Origin of the sequence: Pseudorhodobacter ferrugineus DSM 5888 (genome assembly GCF_000420745.1) — a bacterium.
GTDB lineage: Bacteria > Pseudomonadota > Alphaproteobacteria > Rhodobacterales > Rhodobacteraceae > Pseudorhodobacter > Pseudorhodobacter ferrugineus.
Map to the genome: position 1 here is coordinate 90443 of NZ_ATVN01000006.1, position 18420 is coordinate 108862.

17 protein-coding genes and 1 riboswitch are annotated in these 18420 nt (G+C 57.6%); of the genes, 12 read left to right on the plus strand and 5 right to left on the minus strand.

Features of this window, described 5'->3' with window-relative positions; translation table 11 throughout:
- Positions 1–41: 41 nt before the first annotated feature.
- From soxY to G560_RS0107250, 11 genes are all read left to right on the plus strand, one after another.
- On the plus strand, positions 42–461 hold the full coding sequence (soxY, locus tag G560_RS0107200; protein ID WP_022703642.1) for a thiosulfate oxidation carrier protein SoxY: 420 nt from the start codon (positions 42–44) through the stop codon (positions 459–461).
- A gap of 17 nt (positions 462–478) precedes the next feature.
- Positions 479–808 carry a thiosulfate oxidation carrier complex protein SoxZ gene (gene soxZ, locus G560_RS0107205; protein ID WP_022703643.1) on the plus strand — a complete coding sequence of 110 codons (330 nt, stop codon included), beginning with the start codon at positions 479–481 and terminating at the stop codon, positions 806–808.
- Positions 809–839: 31 nt separating this feature from the next.
- Positions 840–1700, plus strand: a complete 861-nt coding sequence (gene soxA / locus G560_RS0107210; protein ID WP_022703644.1) for a sulfur oxidation c-type cytochrome SoxA — start codon at positions 840–842, stop codon at positions 1698–1700.
- A gap of 126 nt (positions 1701–1826) precedes the next feature.
- Positions 1827–3518, plus strand: a complete 1692-nt coding sequence (gene soxB / locus G560_RS0107215) for a thiosulfohydrolase SoxB (RefSeq protein WP_022703645.1) — start codon at positions 1827–1829, stop codon at positions 3516–3518.
- A 27-nt stretch (positions 3519–3545) separates the two neighbouring features.
- The gene (gene soxC / locus G560_RS0107220) at positions 3546–4826 is read left to right on the plus strand and encodes a sulfite dehydrogenase (protein WP_022703646.1); all 1281 of its coding nucleotides are present in this window, start codon (positions 3546–3548) and stop codon (positions 4824–4826) included.
- Positions 4810–5907, plus strand: a complete 1098-nt coding sequence (locus tag G560_RS0107225) for a c-type cytochrome (RefSeq protein ID WP_022703647.1) — start codon at positions 4810–4812, stop codon at positions 5905–5907. Before soxC ends, G560_RS0107225 begins: the two co-directional genes overlap by 17 nt.
- A complete protein-coding gene (locus G560_RS0107230) occupies positions 5870–6616 on the plus strand; it encodes a c-type cytochrome (RefSeq protein ID WP_425311427.1) in 747 nt (248 codons plus the stop codon). The genes G560_RS0107225 and G560_RS0107230 overlap by 38 nt, the downstream gene beginning before the upstream one ends.
- A 20-nt stretch (positions 6617–6636) precedes the next feature.
- A complete protein-coding gene (locus G560_RS0107235; RefSeq protein WP_022703649.1) occupies positions 6637–7890 on the plus strand; it encodes an NAD(P)/FAD-dependent oxidoreductase in 1254 nt (417 codons plus the stop codon).
- Between the two features lie 68 nt (positions 7891–7958).
- Positions 7959–8846, plus strand: coding sequence for an MBL fold metallo-hydrolase (locus G560_RS0107240; protein WP_022703650.1), 888 nt, complete (start codon positions 7959–7961; stop codon positions 8844–8846).
- A gap of 4 nt (positions 8847–8850) precedes the next feature.
- On the plus strand, positions 8851–9792 hold the full coding sequence (locus tag G560_RS0107245; RefSeq protein ID WP_022703651.1) for an MBL fold metallo-hydrolase: 942 nt from the start codon (positions 8851–8853) through the stop codon (positions 9790–9792).
- Between the two features lie 113 nt (positions 9793–9905).
- Positions 9906–10703, plus strand: a complete 798-nt coding sequence (locus G560_RS0107250) for an inositol monophosphatase family protein (protein ID WP_022703652.1) — start codon at positions 9906–9908, stop codon at positions 10701–10703.
- On the opposite strand, the gene G560_RS0107255 is transcribed toward G560_RS0107250, so the two are convergent.
- Positions 10700–11146, minus strand: coding sequence for a 6,7-dimethyl-8-ribityllumazine synthase (locus tag G560_RS0107255; RefSeq protein WP_022703653.1), 447 nt, complete (start codon positions 11144–11146; stop codon positions 10700–10702). The two genes, G560_RS0107250 and G560_RS0107255, sit on opposite strands and share 4 nt — an antisense overlap.
- A 60-nt stretch (positions 11147–11206) precedes the next feature.
- Positions 11207–11349, minus strand: a riboswitch (FMN riboswitch).
- A 32-nt stretch (positions 11350–11381) separates the two neighbouring features.
- Positions 11382–11717, minus strand: a complete 336-nt coding sequence (locus tag G560_RS0107260; protein ID WP_022703654.1) for a hypothetical protein — start codon at positions 11715–11717, stop codon at positions 11382–11384.
- A gap of 174 nt (positions 11718–11891) precedes the next feature.
- Here G560_RS0107260 and G560_RS0107265 point away from each other — a divergent pair, with 174 nt between their 5' ends.
- Complete coding sequence (locus G560_RS0107265; protein WP_022703655.1) at positions 11892–13811, plus strand: Hint domain-containing protein; 1920 nt, start codon at positions 11892–11894, stop codon at positions 13809–13811.
- Positions 13812–14080: 269 nt separating this feature from the next.
- Here the strand turns inward: G560_RS0107265 and G560_RS0107270 are convergent, their stop codons facing one another.
- The 3 genes from G560_RS0107270 to G560_RS0107280 are packed head-to-tail and all read right to left on the minus strand — an operon-like array spanning position 14081 to position 18394.
- Complete coding sequence (locus tag G560_RS0107270; RefSeq protein WP_022703656.1) at positions 14081–15148, minus strand: ABC transporter ATP-binding protein; 1068 nt, start codon at positions 15146–15148, stop codon at positions 14081–14083.
- A gap of 1 nt (position 15149) precedes the next feature.
- On the minus strand, positions 15150–17360 hold the full coding sequence (locus G560_RS0107275) for an ABC transporter permease subunit (protein ID WP_028913832.1): 2211 nt from the start codon (positions 17358–17360) through the stop codon (positions 15150–15152).
- Positions 17361–17365: 5 nt separating this feature from the next.
- Entirely contained in the window at positions 17366–18394 is a 1029-nt protein-coding gene (locus G560_RS0107280) for an ABC transporter substrate-binding protein (RefSeq protein WP_022703658.1), read from the minus strand.
- Positions 18395–18420 lie beyond the last annotated feature (26 nt).

Consider the following 18420-nt stretch of genomic DNA (forward strand, 5'->3'; position numbering starts at 1 on the left):
CCTGTCCGGCAAAGGCCCGGACGTGACTGAGGAGTGATGAGATGATCCTTTCAAGACGAGAAGCCCTTGTGCTTGCTTTGGGAAGCGTGGCTGCGGCTGCAATCCCAATGGCAGCCCTTGCCAGTGTGGATGACGCCGTTGCCGCCTTTACAGGTGGTGCTGCTGTGACCGATGGCGCAGGCGTTACACTGACCGCACCGGAAATCGCTGAAAACGGCAACACGGTTCCCGTGTCCGTCGATGCACCCGGCGCATCTGCCATTCTTATTCTGGCAGCAGGCAACCCGACACCGGCAGTTGCCACCTTTAACTTTGGCGAATTGGCAGGGGCACATATGGCCTCGACCCGTATTCGTCTGTCCAAGACCCAAGACGTTGTTGCCATCGCCAAACTGGCAGACGGCACCTTCGTGCGCACGTCTTCGGAAGTTAAGGTCACCATCGGCGGCTGCGGCGGCTGAGTTAGGGAGAGAAACACATGGCAAACGACGTAAAACCCCGCGTAAAAGTGCCGAAGTCAGCCAAGGCTGGCGAGGCAGTTGTTCTGAAAACGCTGATCAGCCATCCAATGGAATCCGGTCAGCGCAAGGACAAGGACGGCGCATTGATCCCACGTTCGATCATCAACCGTTTCACTTGCGATTTTAACGGCAAAAACGTGATCGACGTCACGCTTGAACCCGCAATTTCAACCAACCCTTACATCGAATTCGAAGCGATGATCGGTGAAGCAGGTGAATTCAAGTTCACTTGGTATGATGATGATGGCTCTGTCTATGAAGACAGCAAGCCAATCGAATTCGCCTGATTTTCCGTAGCAAAAATAGGGAGGAAACACTATGAAGCAGCGGAAAATCACAACAGCGCTTGCCGCAACCGCTATGCTTGGCTTTGCCTTCACGGGCGCAGCCTTTGCCGAACCCGTGGATGACGCGCTTGTCATCGACGGTACAGAAATTACGATTCGTGCCCCGGCCCCGGCGCACCTTAACGGCGCGTTGCCTGATCTGGTTTCGGGCTGGGCATTTCGCGATACAGAAACCCGCGCCATGCAGATGGACGATTTCGACAATCCCGGCATGATCTTTGTCGATCGTGGGCTGGATACGTGGAACGCCGTGGACGGGACCGAAGGTAAATCCTGCGCGTCCTGCCACGAAGGGCCTGAAAGCATGGCTGGCCTGCGCGCTGTTACCCCGCGCGTCGATGAAAAGACCGGCAAGGTCATGAATATCGAGGCCTATGTCAACGACTGCCGCACCACCCGTATGGGGGCCGAGGCATTGAACCTGCGCGGTGCTCAGATGACAGATATGCTTGCGCTTATCTCGCATCAGTCGCGTGGTCAGTTGATGAATGTGGCGATTGATGGTGCCAATGCCCCGATCTATGAACAGGGCAAGGAAATCTATTATACCCGCTACGGTCAGCTAGAGATGTCTTGCGCCAACTGTCACGAAGACAACTACGGCAATTACATCCGTTCGGACCATTTGTCCCAAGGTCAGACCAATGGCTTTCCAGTGTACCGCCTGAAAGATGCGGGTCTTGTTTCGCCGCAAAGCCGCTTTGTCGGTTGCGTTCGCGATACCCGCGCCGAAACCTTCAAGGCTGGATCGGATGAATTCAACGCGCTGGAACTCTATGTCGCTTCGCGCGGCAATGGTCTGGCTGTTGAAGGCGTTTCTGTCCGTCACTAACTATTTCGGGCGCCTCCTAACTTGGGGCGCCCGCATTTGTTTGGAACTTTTTTGATAATCTAAAAGGCCTTGCCCGTCCATTTTGGACGCATTGGTAAGGTTTGCCTGAAACGAAAGGATCACAGCATGATCTCGCGGCGCGAGTTTTTACAGGCCTCGGTGGCCGCATCCGCCCTGTATGGCGCTTCTGGCGTTGGCAATTGGTCCCGCCTTGCGGCCCAACAGGTCCTGACACAGGATCAACTGTTGCAGTTTGATGCCTTTGGTAATGTGACCCTGATCCATATCACCGATATCCACGCCCAGCTGAAACCGATCTGGTTCCGCGAACCTGAAATCAACATCGGTGTGGGCGATGTAAAAGGCATTCCGCCGCATGTGACAGGTGCCGATTTTATCAAGCAATTCAACCTGACACCGGGCTCTCCCGAGGCCTATGCCCTGACCTATGAGGACTTTACCGCACTGGGTAAAACCTACGGCAAAATGGGCGGCATGGACCGCGTGGCCACCGTTGTCAAAGCGATCCGCGCAGAGAGGCCAGAGGCGATTATCCTTGATGGCGGCGATACATGGCACGGCTCGATGACCAGCCTTTTGACCAAAGGTCAGGATGTGGTCAATGTCATGAACAAACTGGGCGTCGAGGCGATGACCAGCCATTGGGAATGGACCCTTGGCACCGAACGGGTCAAGGAGATCGTTGACGCGCTTCCATTCCCATTCCTTGGCCAGAACATTTTTGACGCCGAGTGGGATGAACCCGCGTTTGAGCCCTACACATGGTTCGAACGCGGTGGCACCAAAGTTGCCGTAATCGGTCAGGCCTTCCCCTATATGCCCATCGCCAACCCCGGCTGGATGTTCCCCGAATATTCCTTCGGTATTCGTGATGAACGCATGCAGGAAATGGTGGATGAAGTGCGCGCAGCGGGCGCAGGCCTTGTCGTCGTTCTGTCGCACAACGGCTTTGACGTTGACCGCAAAATGGCGTCCCGCGTCACGGGTATCGACGTCATCCTGACCGGCCACACCCATGACGCCATCCCTGAACCCGTGCTGGTCGGTGAAACCATCCTCATCGCGTCCGGTTCGCACGGCAAATACGTTTCCCGCGTGGATCTCGACGTGCGCGATGGCAAAATGATGGGCTTCAGACACAAACTGATCCCGATCTTCGCGGATGTCATCACCCCTGATGCCGAAATGGCCACCCTGATTGATGCGGAACGCGCACCGTTCAAGGACCAGTTGGAAGAGGTTATCGGCACCACCGACAGCCTGCTGTATCGGCGCGGCAACTTTAACGGCACATGGGATGATCTGATCTGCGATGCCATGCTGTCCGAGCGTGACGCCGAAATCGTAATGTCGCCCGGCGTGCGCTGGGGGGCATCCGTAATGCCCGGTGAAAACATCACCCGTGAAGATATCCACAACGCCACCTCGATGACTTACCCCGCCTGCTACCGCACCGAAATGACAGGCGAATTCCTGAATGTTATTTTGGAAGACGTGGCCGATAACCTGTTCAACGTCGACCCCTATTACCAACAAGGCGGCGATATGGTTCGGGTTGGCGGCATGGGCTATACCATCGACGTGAACGCTGCGATGGGCAGCCGCATTTCCAACATGACCCTTCTGAAATCCGGCGAGGCAATCGACCCCGCCCGCACCTATACCGTGGCCGGCTGGGCCAGCGTCAACGAAGGCACCGAAGGCCCCCCAATCTGGGATGTGGTCGAGGCGCATATCCGCAAAATCGGCACCGTTAAACTTGAACCCAACACCTCGGTCAACGTGATCGGGGCCTAATTCCAACCGCTTTAGAAAGGTTTCGTCATGTCAAACGAACCCCTTAATGACAAAGCCATGATAGGCACCACACGGCGCGGTTTTCTTGCCGCGACCGCCGCCACTGGCACCGCCCTTGTCGCCAATGCCGCCAGCGGGGCCACGCCCGACCCGCTGATTACCGAAGTACAGGAATGGGGCTCGGGTCTTGGTGATGGTGTTGATGCCAACCCTTACGGCCTGCCCATCCGCTTTGAATCCGATGTGGTGCGCCGCAACGTGTCGTGGCTAACGGCTGATGTGATCTCGTCGATCAACTTCACCCCGATCCACGCGCTGGATGGCACGATCACCCCGCAGGGTTGCGCCTTTGAACGCCACCACTCCGGCGCGATTGAGCTATCAAAAGATGATTATCGCCTGATGATCAACGGGCTGGTCGACACGCCTTTGGTCTTTACCTACGCCGATCTGGAACGCATGCCCCGCGTCACCCGCACGTTTTTCCTCGAATGCGCGGCCAACACGGGCATGGAATGGGCTGGCGCGCAGCTGAACGGTTCGCAATTCACCCACGGCATGATCCACAACATGGAATACACTGGCGTGACCCTTCGCACGCTGTTGGAAGAGGCGGGCGTCCAACCTACCGCCACTTGGCTGTTTGTCGAAGGTGCCGATGCGTCCTCCAATGGCCGCTCCATCCCGATGGAAAAGGCGCTGGATGATTGCATGATCGCCTTCAAGGCGAACGGCGAGGCGCTGCGCATGGAACACGGCTATCCCGTGCGCCTTGTCGTGCCGGGCTGGGAGGGCAATCTGTGGGTCAAATGGCTCCGCCGGATGGAGGCGACAGATGCCCCCGTCGAAAGCCGCGAAGAAACCTCGAAATACACCGACACCATGGCAGATGGCACATCGCGGAAATGGACATGGGTGATGGATGCAAAATCCGTCGTCACCTCGCCCAGCCCGCAAATGCCCATCACCCACGGCAACGGCCCCTTGGTCATCACCGGCCTTGCATGGTCGGGCCGCGGCGCGATCACGGGCGTTGACGTGTCGATGGATGGCGGCAAAACTTGGAAACCCGCGCGGCTTGCCGCACCGGGCACGGAAATGGCGCTGACACGGTTCTATTTCGATCACAACTGGCAGGGCGAGGAAATGCTGCTGCAAAGCCGCGCAACCGACAGCACGGGCTATGTTCAACCGACCAAGGCACAGCTGCGCGAAGTGCGCGGCGAAAACTCGGTCTATCACAACAACTGTATCCAAACCTGGTGGGTCAAACCAAACGGCGAGGCTGAAAATGTCGAAGTATCGTAATCTCACAACCGCAGCCCTGCTGGCAGCAACCCTCTCCACCCCCGCTCTTGCGGGTGGCTTGGGCCTTGGCCGCGCGGCACTCCCCGAAGAAATCGCCGCATGGGACAAAGACGTCCGCCCCGATGGCGTGGGCCTGCCCGTAGGCTCGGGCGATGCGATTGTCGGCGAGGAAGTGTTTGCCGACAAATGCGCGGCCTGCCACGGTGACTTTGCCGAAGGCGTGGACAACTGGCCCAAACTTGCGGGCGGCATGAACACGCTGAACCGCGATGATCCCCTGAAAACCGTGGGCAGCTATTGGCCGCATGTGTCGACGCTGTTCGACTACATCAACCGCTCCATGCCGTTCGGGGCCGCCCAAACCTTGGAACCGGATGAGGTGTATGGCATCGTCGCCTATATCCTTTATTCCAATGATTTGATCGAGGATGACTACGTTATCTCGAATGAAAACCTGGCTGCGTTTGAACTGCCCAACGCTGCTGGTTTCTTTGTCGATGACCGTGAAACCACCGAATACGCCCAGTTTTCCGCGCCCGCCTGCATGGAAAACTGCAAGGATGAGGTGAAAATCACAATGCACGCCACCGTGCTGGATGTCACCCCCGGTGACCCAACTGATGGCGAAGGCGCACCTGCCGGGGCCTCCGGTGAAGGCGGTGCTGCACCCGCAGCCGCCGAGCCTGAAACCAAGGCCGAAGAGGCGGCGCCCGCAGCCGAACAGGCCGCACCAGCCGCAGTTGAAGTTGCCGCCGCAGACCCTGCGATGATTGCCGCAGGCGAAAAGGTGTTCAAAAAATGCGCCGCCTGCCACAAGGTTGGCGAAGGCGCGAAAAACGGCACTGGCCCAATGCTCAACGGTATCGTCAACAGCCCAATGGGCATGGTCGAAGGCTTCAAATACTCGGCCGAAATGGCAGCGGCTGGGACTGATGGCATGATCTGGGATGATGCAAACCTGCATACCTTCCTGGAAAAGCCAAAATCCCTGATCGCCAAGACCAAGATGTCCTTTGCGGGCCTGAAAAAACCCGAGGACCGCGATGCCGTCATCGCCTATCTCGGCAGCTTGGGCAAATAACATGGGCAAAGGGCGCATCCTCGCCCTGCTCCTCGCCGCGCTGGGGGCAGCCCCCGGCGCGGCAGAAACTCTTGGCGATGCCACCAAAGGCGCCGCCGTTTTTGATAAACAGTGCAAACAGTGCCACATGATAGGCGAGGGTGCCAAAACCCGCATTGGCCCCGTTCTGAACGGCATCTATGGCCGTCGCGCAGGCGCGGTTGACGGGTTCAATTACTCCAAATCGATGGCCCGCATGGGTGCAGACGGGCTGGATTGGACCATCGAACGCCTCGATGCTTATATCGAAAACCCCAAGGCGCTGGTATCGGGCACCCGCATGAATTATCGCGGATTGTCAGACCCCGACCAGCGTCATGACCTCATGGCATTCCTGCGCGACTATTCCGACCAACCGCAAAATATCCCCGAATCCGAACCGACTGCGCTGCGCACAGTGCCTGACCTCGCACCCGACATTCTGGCCCTTCAGGGGGATCCCGAATATGGCGAATACCTGTCTGCAGAATGCACGACATGCCACCAAAAAGATGGCAGCGCCGATGGCATCCCGTCCATCACCAACTGGCCCGAAGAAGATTTTGTCGCGGCCATGCATGCCTATAAGGTAAAACTGCGGCCCCATCCCGTCATGCAAATGATGGCAGGCCGCCTGTCGAATGAGGAGATAGCGGCGCTTGCCGCCTATTACGCCAAGATCGAAAACTAAAACACAGGGAGGAAGACAAGATGACACTGAACAGAAGACTATTCCTAGCCACGCTGACAGCCACACTCGCCGCCCCCATGGTACAGGCCCAAACCCGCCCCCGCGTTGTCGTGGTCGGCGGCGGCGCGGGCGGTGCCACCATCGCCCGCTATCTGGCCAAAGACGCCAAAGGCGCTTTGGATGTCGTGCTGATCGAACCAGCCCGCACCTATTACACCTGTTTCTTCTCCAACCTCTACCTCGGCGGGTTCCGCACCTTTGAAAGCCTTGGCCACACCTATGGCAAACTGGCCGCCGATTATGGCATCAACGTCGTGCATGACTATGCCGTGGGCGTGGACCGTGACGCCAAAATCGTCACGCTCGCGTCCGGTGTGGCGTTGGCCTATGACCGTCTGGTCCTGTCACCCGGTATCGACTTTGTCGAAGACTCGGTTCCCGGCTGGTCCACAGCGTCCCAAAACGCCATGCCCCACGCCTACAAAGGCGGCAGCCAAACCCAACTGCTCATGGCGCAACTGGCCGCAATGCCCCAAGGCGGCACCTTTGCTATGGTCGCCCCGCCCAACCCCTACCGCTGCCCGCCTGGCCCATATGAGCGTATCTCGATGGTCGCGCATCACCTGAAAACCAACAATCCCACCGCCAAAATCCTGCTGCTGGACCCTAAGGATAAATACTCCAAACAAGGGTTGTTCGAGGAAGGCTGGAACAAACATTACCCCGGTATGATCACCCGCATCGGCCCCGATATGGGCGGCAATGCGATTGAGGTGCGCCCCGACACGATGGAGGTGATCGTCGATGGTGACGCCGAAAAGGTTGATGTCTGCAACGTCATCCCCGCCCAGCGCGCGGGCAATATCGCCATGCTTGCGGGCGTGACCGATGCCAATTGGGCCCCCGTCCACCCCGACAGCATGCTGTCGAAAATGGATGAAAACATCTATGTTCTGGGCGATGCCACCAACCAAGGCGACATGCCGAAATCCGGCTTTTCCGCCAATTCACAGGCCAAAGTTGCCGCCAATCACATCCGTGGCGCGCTGACGGGGTCCAAGGTGTTCCCCGCCAAATATTCCAACACCTGCTGGTCGCTGATCACCACAGATGATGGGGTAAAGGTCGGGGCAAGCTATGAACCCACGCCGGAAAAAATCGCCAGCGTGGAAAGCTTTGTGTCCCAGACCGGCGAAGACGCCGCCCTGCGCAAAGCAACCTATGAAGAAAGCCTTGGCTGGTACACCGGCATCACCACCGACATGTTTGGCTAAAGCGTGTTGCGCTAAAACGAAAAGGCGGGTCGCACAAACGCGGCCCGCCACGCCCAAAGGATACCACGATGAAAAGACGCGACTTTCTGGCCCTCGCCGCCGCTTTTGCCCTGCCCCGCGCAGGCTTTTCCGCCACCGAACTTGCCTTGCCCAATGCCAAACTGACCATGCTGTCCGATGGCAACCTGACCCTGCCCGGTGATTTCGTGCTGGCCCAGATGGATGCAGCCAAGGCCACAGCCATGCGCCAGAAATTCAACCTCTTGGCCGACAGCTACACCCCGCCCTGCAATCTGACCTTGTATCAAGATGGCACCCGCAACGTGCTGTTTGATGTGGGCGCCGGCCCCGATTTCATGTCCTCGGCGGGCAAGCTGGATGCAGCCCTTGATGCCGCAGGCCTAACCCATGACGACATCACCCATGTCATCTTTACCCACGCGCACCCCGATCACCTTTGGGGCCTGCTCGATGACTTTGATGAACCAAAATTCGCCAATGCCGACTACCTGATCGGTCAGGCCGAATTCGACTATTGGACCAACCCCGAAACCGTCAACACAATTGGCGCGGCGCGCACCACATTCGCCGCAGGCGCTGCCCGCAGGCTGGACGTGATTGCCGAACAGCTCCAGTTCTTTAACGATGGCGATGAACCCGTCACCGGCATCACCGCCCGCCTGACCGCTGGCCATACCCCCGGCCACATGTCCTTTATTCTGGGCGGCAAGGCGCTGGTCACGGGCGACGCTATTTCCAACAATTTCGTGGCCTTCGAACAACCCGCATTTGCCTCCCCCTCCGATCAAGACCCAGACATGGCCGCCGCCACCCGCGTGGCCCTGCTCGATCAGATCACGGCTGATGGCCTTGCAGTTGCAGGCTTTCACCTCCCCGGCGGCGGCCTTGGTTCCGTGACCCGCCAAGGCGACAGCTATACCTACATCGAAGGATAAACCAATGCGCGCCCTTGCCCTTCTCGCCCTCATCGCCACCCCCGTTTTCGCATCCGAAGATATCCCCGACCAATACCCCCAGTCCCTCCTCTATTCCAAACCGGTCGAGGTGATCCCCCACGTCTTCTCCTCGATCGGCGCCACAGCACCCCCGACCTATGAAAACGCAGGCCACAACAACAACCTGTCCTTTATCATCACCGGCGATGGCGTGGTCGTGGTCAATTCCGGTGCGTCTTACCTGCTGGCGCGTGCGCTGCATGATGAGATTAAGATCCAAACCGACCAACCCGTGAAACTGGTCATCAATGAAAACGGCCAAGGCCACGCCATGCTGGGTAACAATTACTGGATCGAACAAGGCGTCCCCGTCCTTGCCCATGTCGATGCGGCGGCTGAATTTGAACACAGCGCGGGGCAATCGCTAACCTCGCTGAAAGCATACGCAAAGGAAAACGCCGAAGGCACCAACCCGATGGGCCCGACCGAAACCTTTACCGACAAGCGTGAAATCACGATGGGCGATTTCCGGATCGAAGTCCTCCACCTCGGCCCCGCCCATTCCCCCGGCGACACCCAAGTTTGGCTGCCCGATCAAAGCTTCATGATCGCAGGCGACATTGCCTTTCACGAACGCATGCCCCCGATTTTCCAAGGCACCTGCACAAGTTGCTGGATTGAAACATGGGAAGGCCCGCTGACCGACCTGTCGCCCACCTATATCATCCCCGGCCACGGCCACCCCACCAATTTCGCCCAAGTCACCCGCTACACCCGCGACTACCTCGTCTATCTGCGTGAAAAAATCGGGGAACATCTTGATGCAGGCGGCGACCTTGCCGGTGCTTATTACGTCGACCAATCGCCTTATGTTTTGCTGGATACATTCGAAGAACTGGCAACCAAAAACGCAGGTGTGGTCTTTGCAGAAATGGAGTTTGAGTAACCTCGAATTTTCCCCGAAAACTCCCCTCCCCCCTTGCGGTCGCTTTAGAACCTGCAACACTCTGCCCCAAAGTGAATTTTCAAAGAAAATTCGGGACTGCAAACGGGGGAACCATGACAATTGAAATCACGAAACGCTACACCGCCGCACAATCCATCGCCCGCGATGCAGGCGCGCTTGCCCTGAAATACTTCAACAGCTTTGACACCCTGACAATCGAATCCAAATCCCATCAGGACTTCGTATCCGAAGCCGATAAAAACGTCGAAACCCTTGTCCGTGCCGCCATCGCACAGGCCTTCCCCGATGATGCGATCGTGGGCGAGGAAGACGCGCCGACCACAGGCACATCTGGCTTTACTTGGGTCATCGACCCCGTCGACGGCACCACCAATTTCATTCACGGCATCCCGCAATGGTGCGTCGCCATCGCCATCGTGCAAAACGCGCAGACCGTGGCGGGGGTAATTCACGACCCCGTTCACGGCGAATGTAACCACGCCATGCAGGGCGGTGGTGCTTTCACTAACGACAAACCCATCCGCGTGCTTGCGGGTCGCCCCCTGACCAACGGATCACTTGGCGTGGGCTTTTCAGGCCGCACCCGCGCGTCTGGCAATGTCATCACCCTGATAGATGATCTGACCAAAGCAGGCGGCGTGTTCTGGCGCAACGGCTCGGGCGCGCTCAGCTTGGCGTATGTCGCCCAAGGCAAGTTGCTGGGCTATGTCGAAGAACACATGAACGCATGGGACTGCCTTGCAGGCCAGTTGATGATTGCCGAGGCGGGTGGCAAAATCGAGACCCAAAACGCCGATGATATGATCGCAAACGGCGGTCGCGTGTTGGTTGCGACCGCCGAAGTTTTCGATCAGGTGCAGGCCTTGGCAGATGCGGCTTACGGGCGCTAAACCCCCGCCAAATCCAGATCGACCACACCCAAAACCGCCTGCGCAGCCTCGGCCCCTTTTTTCAGGAAATGCTGGGTGTAAAACCCGATATGTTCCGGCGTGGACTGGAAATGATGCGGCGTCAGGCTCACGGAAAACACCGGCACGCCGGTTTTCATCTGCACCTCCATCAACCCGTTCACCACGGCGGCGGCGACAAAATCATGCCGGTAAATGCCACCGTCCACCACCAAAGCCGCGGCAACAACGGCATCAAACTTCCCCGTCGCCGCCAGCTTTTGCGCCAGCAACGGCATCTCAAACGCGCCGGGCACATCGTAACTGACCACCCGCGCATCGCGCCCCGTGGCCTTCATTTCCGCCACAAACCCCGCATGCGCCTGATCAACGATCTCGGCATGCCAGCGCGCTTTGATAAAGGCGATTTTCAGTGTTTTAGTCATAGGAACCTTCCTTTACATGTCAGGCCCCCAAGGCGCGGCCAAGGCGGTAAAAACCACCAAAACCGTTGTCCCTTCCATCCGGACTATACCGTCGGCCCCGGAATTACACCGGATCTGCTGACCCAAGAGTTTCCAACGGAAACGCAAGGCGCTCGCGGGCTATCACCGCCGGTGGGGAATTTCACCCCGCCCCGAGAACGCGCCCACCTAAAACCATCGCCCCAAAAAACACAAGTCACCCCAGCGGGCTAAACTCATCCGCTTCAAACACCGTGTGGATCACATAACCGTCCAGCATATCAATCAACGGCTTGGACGCCGCCTTACTGGCCCAGCGCACATCCGATGCCAGCGCCTCGGCGATATGCCCACGCTCGGCAAACTTCATCGCCATGACCAAGGGAAAGCGGCTGGTATCATCATCGCTTTCCACATCCCGCATCACGCGCAATTCTACCAAATGCGGAAACGCCCGCCAATGCGGCAAGACATGTTCGCGCCAATGGGCATGAAACGCCTCTTCCATCCCTGCCTTGATTGTCCCTTTAAAATACGCACAGCGCACGAACATAGCTTTCCTCCCGATGTTCCAACCAGCTGATAACGCTAACAACACCTGCTCAAAAGAAAAGATGCCAGCCGCCTGTTCCAGCCAATTTGACACGAATTAGGCTAAATTCCCTCTTAATTCTTACATCTTCCATCCGTACCTATCGCCAACACGGCAAAAGGCAGACCCCTTCGGATGGTAACGAACACAAACACAAATCCCGGTTCACAGGGCAATCAAACGATCACCGCGTCCAGCGGGACCGATACCCTGACGGGTGGGCTTGGCAATGACACCATCAATGGGCTGGCCGGAAATGACCTGCTGCGCGGTGACGGCGCGGTGCAAGGCGCGTGGCATTATGAAACCTTCAACTATAACTTCTCCTCGGCCAATGGTCAGGCCTTTACCCCCGCCGCCTTTTCCACAGCCACCCGAACCGGATCGGGCTATGTCACCGACTTTGACGAAGGCGGCATCACAAACACCATGCGCGGCGTCCCCGCCGCAACCAACCCCGAAGATTTCGGCGTCGTCTACACCTCGACCCTCAACATCGCGACAGGTGGTACCTACCGGCTAACCACCTCGTCCGATGATGGCTCGACCATCCAAATCTTCAATTCCTCCGGCGTTCCGCTAAATTTCAACAACCAAACCGGCGGCACGCTGAACTACCTCAACAACGATTTCCACCAAGGCACGACTCAACGCTGGGGTGATGTCGTGATGACGGCGGGGCAGACCTACACCATCCAAATCCGCTATTGGGAAAATGCGGGCGGCGATACCCTTGCAGCCACCATCAGCGGGCCGGGCACGGGTGGCACGCAAAACCTGCTCACCTCATCCCTGCTGGGCACGCCGCCACCCCCCACTTATTCTGTCACCGGTACGGCGATGGGCGTTGAAGGCAACGACAGCCTTGATGGCGGCGCAGGCAATGACACACTGTACGGCGATGGTGGCAATGACCGGCTTTATGGCGGGGCCGATAATGACCTGCTCTATGGCGGCACAGGCGCCGACTCGCTGTTCGGCGGCACGGGCAGCGATACGCTGTATGGCGACGACGGCAATGACACGATCAACGGCGATGACGGCAACGACCTGCTGTTTGGCGGGTTTGGCAATGACAGCTTGCTGGGTGGCATTGGCGCAGATGTGCTGTACGGCGACGGCGGCAACGATGTGCTGTTTGGCGATGCGGGCAATGACAGCCTGTTTGGCGGCGCGAACGATGATACGCTCAGCGGCGGCACCGGCAATGACACGCTGACAGGCGGCGCAGGCAATGACCGCTTTATCTATACTGCTGGCAACACCCTGACGGTGACCGATTTCAACACTGGCAACACCGGCAACATCACCAATACCAGCCAGACCGATAACGACTTTCTGGACCTGTCGCCCTATTACTCCAGCATAAACGAACTGCGCAATGACCTGTCCGATGATGGCATCCTGAACCAGTCGGTTGGAGACTACTCCGATAACATCGCACTGGGCGGCACGATCACCCTGACAGGGGTCACCCGCGACAACCTGACCTTTGATAACGTCAATGTCGCCTGCTTTACCACAGGTACACTGATTGACACCGCCAACGGCCCGATGCCGATTGAAACCCTGACCTCCGGCACCTTGATCCGCACAATGGATCACGGCTTTCAACCCCTGCGCGCTGTCCTGTCTCGGTCTGTCCCCGGCGATGGCCGCTTTGCCCCGATCCTGTTCAAGGCGGGCGCGCTGGGCAATACCCGTGACATGGCCGTATCACCGGCCCACCGCATGCTGATTTCTGACTGGCGTGCCGAATTGCTGTTTGGCGAACCGGAGGTGCTGGTTTCCGCCCGCGCCCTGCTGAACGACCATTCCATCACCCGCGCGCCTTGTGCAGAAGTCACCTATTTCCACCTGCTGCTAGACCACCACGAAATCGTCTTTGCCGAAGGCATTGCCACCGAAAGCTATCAACACGGCGCTTTCGCTGGCGATGTGGATGTGCAGGCCGAACTTGACGCCTTGTTCCCTGGGTTCCTGCCCCCGACCAGCCCCAGCGCCCGGCCCAGCCTGCGTGGGTACGAGGCAGCGGCCTTGCTGGCAATGGCCTAAGCTGTTTCGCGTCTGTAGCGTTTCGTCTTTAACTTGACCCAGCATATATCACATAACGCGTTGAAATCTTGATTGCAGGCAGCGTTATGTGATTCAGGTGTAAATCAAAACGCTTTGGTTTGGGTCATTCCGCGTACGCTGTCAGGCAGTTGCCAAGTAGTCGCGCTCATGGTTTCAGCGGGTTGTACGCATTAAAATTCAGTTAACAAAAAACGTAATATCGCTTTAAATCAATATGTTACAAAAATGTCCGCGCGCGAACATTCGGCCTATTCCGGCACCAAAACCGGCCCCGATTGAGCAAAAGACAGCATCACATCCTGCCCGATTTTCAACGGTTCGGTCACATCATCCAGCACCGCAAAAAGACTGCCAAATTCGGCCTCAACCGTATATTCCATCCGGCTGCCCACATAGGTCGCCTTGGCGATTTTGGCGGGCATTCCCTGCCCTTCAGCCCCGATCCGGACCCGGCTCGGCCGCACCGCAACCCGTGCTTTTCCAGGCTTTAATCCCCTAGAAATCAAGGAATGCCGGAACGACCCGATCCCGATTTCGGCCATATCCCCCGAGACGCTCAAAATCTCACACGGGATCAGATTCGCCTCACCAATAAAGTCGGCCACAAAGGCGCTGGCCGGCGCTTCATACAAATCCCGCGGCGTACCTTTCTGGGCAATCCCTGCGTTTCTCATCACCACTATCTCGTCAGAAACCGCCAAAGCCTCTTCCTGATCATGGGTCACATAAACCACCGTCAGCCCCAGATTCTGTTGGATTTCACGGATTTCCTCGCGCACCTGCCGCCGCAATTTCGCGTCCAAATTCGACAAGGGCTCATCAAACAGCAATACTTGCGGTTCCAAAACCAACGCCCGCGCCACCGCAACCCTTTGCTGCTGCCCGCCCGAAAGCTCGCTTGGCAAGCGGTCCCCATATCCGGTCAATCCGACCAGCCCAAGGCCAGCAATCGCCCGATCCTTGGTTTCCGATTTATCAAAGCCAGAAAACTTCAGCCCGTAACTCACGTTTTCCATAACCGTCATATGCGGGAAAAGGGCGTAAGATTGGAACACCATTGAGACATCCCGATCCGTCGCGGGCAGGGTCGATACATCCTTGTCCCCGATAAAGATCTGCCCCTGCGTCGGCATTTCCAGCCCCGCAATCATCCGCAAAGTGGTGGTTTTCCCACACCCCGATGGCCCCAAAAGCGTGACCAAAGACCCCGCCGCGACCTCAAGGTCAATATTATCCACGGCCACCACATCGCGGCCATAAACCTTACTGACCCCCCGAAAACTGACCGAGGCCGCCTTGGCGTTGATTTTGACCATCCTAGTGCCCCCCGGAATTTGAACTGCGCCGCCCGATTTTTGTCCGCCCCACCCCAAATTGAAGCATTCCAACAGCGAACAGCATCACGAAAATCAGCGCGGTAGAGTAGGCAATCGCCAGCCCGTAGTCGTTATTTTCTACCCGCCCGATGATATAGCTGGTGGCCATGTCATAGCGGGCCGATACCAGAAAGATTACCGCTGAAATCGCCGTCATTGCGCGCACGAAACTATAGACCAGCGCCGCCAAAATCGCTGGCCGCAGCAAGGGCAAGATCACCAGCCGGAACGTCTGCCAGCTATTTGCGCCCAAGGTCAGACTGCTTTCATCCAGCGATTTATCCAGCTGGCTCATTGACGCGATCCCCGCACGCACGCCGACCGGCATGTTGCGGAACACAAAGCTAATGACCAGAATAATCCCCGTCCCCGTGATCTCTATCGGGGGGACGTTGAAGGCCAGAATATAGGCCACGCCGATCACAGTGCCCGGAATGGCAAAGGACAACATCGTGCCAAATTCAAACGACTTTTTGCCTGCGAAATTCTGGCGCGTTAGCAGATAGGCGGTGATCAAACCCACCGCGGCGGTAAAGGGTGCGGCGATGGTGGCGATCATGATGGTGGTAAAGAAACTGTCCCACGCTGACCCCGTCCAGCGGAACCCGTTATCGCCCCAGCTGACCGCAAAAGCGGTTTTGTAATGGGTCAGCGTTAGGCTGTCATCAACGCCCCAAAGCTGCACAAATGAGCCGTAAACGATGTAGACATAAACACCGATTGTGAACAGCGCCCAAAGCCCCGCGATCACATAAACCGGCAACGCAAGGCCAAGTGGCATTTGCGGATGCACGCCAGCATCGCCCTTGCCAGTCACCGTGGTGTAGCTTTTGTTGCCCAACCAGAACCGCTGCAAATAAAACGCGCCGAGGGTAAAGCCGAGCAAGACCATCGCCAGAATTGCCGCACGGGATTGGTCGTATTGCGCGCCGACGATGGCGAAAAAGATCTCGGTCGAAAGCACATCGAAATTGCCGCCAAGCACCAGAGGGTTGCCGAAATCGGCCATCGATTCAATGAAGCCCAAAAGAAACGCATTGGCCAAACCGGGGCGCATTAGAGGCAAAGACACGGTGCGGAAGGTTTGCCAACGGTTGGCACGCAGGGTTTGCGCGGCCTCTTCCATACTGGGGGAGACGCCTTCGACCACGCCAATCATCACCAAAAACGCGATGGGCGTGAAGGCAAGCACCTGCGCAATCAGCAAGCCCGGCATGCCATAAAGCCAACGGGTTGGCTGCATATCAAACAGGCCTGCAACCCATTGCGTGACCGTACCGGACATGCCGAACAAAAGGATAAGGGCAAGGCCGATCACGAAAGGCGGGGTGATGATTGGCAGCACCGTCAGCGCGCGGAGCGCTTGTTTATACTTAAAATTTGAACGGGTTAGGACGAGGGCAAAGATCAGGCCCAGAACGGTGGTAATAACCCCGACCAGCACAGCCAAAATCAACGAATTCCACGCAGCCCCGCAGTTGGTGCCGGAAAAACAACCAAGGCCCCAGATGCGGCGATCAACGAATTTTCCAAAAAATTCAATAACCGAATAGCCGCCATCATCCGAAATAAACGCAGCGCCCAGCATCTTAACGATTGGCAAAAACACGAAGATACTGACGATGGTGATGACCCCGCCAATCGCTGCCGTAACGAAAACATCACCGTTGACAGCGCCACGAGCCGCGATGCCTTGGGTGAACAGGAACAGAAAAGCGCTTGCCACGATTAACGCGCCGTAGCCCATGCCAAATTGCCGGTCACCAAGATCGCCAAGCAGTGCCGTCAGCCAGCCAAAGTTATAGCCGCGCAGGCCAATGCCCAGCCCTTGCGCGATCATCCATGCGAAACCAAAGCCGCCCGCAATAATCAGAACCTTGCCATAGATTGGGTCGGTTTTGCGCCGCCGCATCACGAACAATGGCGCAATCAGCGCAGGCAACAGCGGGGCCAGCCACAGCTTTTGTCCTTGCGCGATCAGAAACGCGGCGGGGGCATAATCGCCATCCAGCGGCCAGCCATCAACCAGCCATTCAAAGGTATAAAAATCCTCCACCCCGTACCAGGGGAGGAGGAGGAAACCCACCCATCCGGCGATGATCCAAAAGGTCAAAACCGGATGAGAGTTGCTTTCACTTGTGACGGTGCGCAAAGGGCTTACTGCGGCAACGTGGAAACGTCGTTATCCCACTTGGACAGAAGGCGCTTGCGTTCATCGGACGAGCCATAGAGCTTGAAATCATAGTCGATCAGCTTGATCTGGTCCATTTTTGGCGCAAGATCCGACGAGGTGGCCCCCTTGTTCGACATCACCTGAAACGCGTTCACTTGCAGTGCCAAGGTTTGCGCCTCGGCCGAAAGCGCCCAGTCATAGAACACCTTGGCTTCGTCCATATTGCGCGCGCCTTTGATGATCGACATCGAGCCGATTTCATAGCCCGTACCTTCGCATGGTGCGACGGTCACGACCGGAAAGCCTGCCACCGTTTGCGCCACGCTGTCATGCATAAACACGATGCCAACGGTGGTTTCGCCTTGGCCCGCCGCTTTGATCGGGGCAGAACCGGATTTGGTGTATTGGTTGATGTTGGCATGCAGGCGCTTCATGTAGTCAAAGCCGTTATCCTCGCCAAACAACTGCACCATCGTGGCCAGAGTGGTGTAGGCGGTGCCCGACGAATTGGGGTTCGCCATCTGTACCTTGCCTTTGAATTCCGGCTTGGTCAGGTCTTCCCAGCAGGCAGGGGCGGGCAGGCCGTTATCGGCCAGCAGCTTGGTGTTATACCCAAAGCCCAGCGCACCGGAATAGATGCCGATGGTTTTGTCGCCCGCCGATGTGGCCTGCGCGATGGCCCAAGGGTGGAGCTGGTCGCGCATTGGCGACACATAGGGTTCGGTCAGGTCTTCCTCGGCGGCTTGCAGATGCGGATCACCCGTGCCGCCCCACCAGACATCGCCCTTGGGGTTCACTTCTTCGGCCTTGATCTGGGCAAAGGTTTCGCCCGACGATTTGCGGGTCATATCGACGTCGATGCCGGTCTTTTCTTCAAAGCTGCGGGCCATAAGCTGGCACCAATCTTCTTGGGCCGAGCAGTAGAGGTTGAGTTTGCCAGCCGCCATTGCGCCAGTTGCGGACAGCCCCGTTGCCAGCGCCAAGACTGACGCGGCCAAAGTATATTTACGCATGATTCCCTCCCAGGACGTGAAAAGAT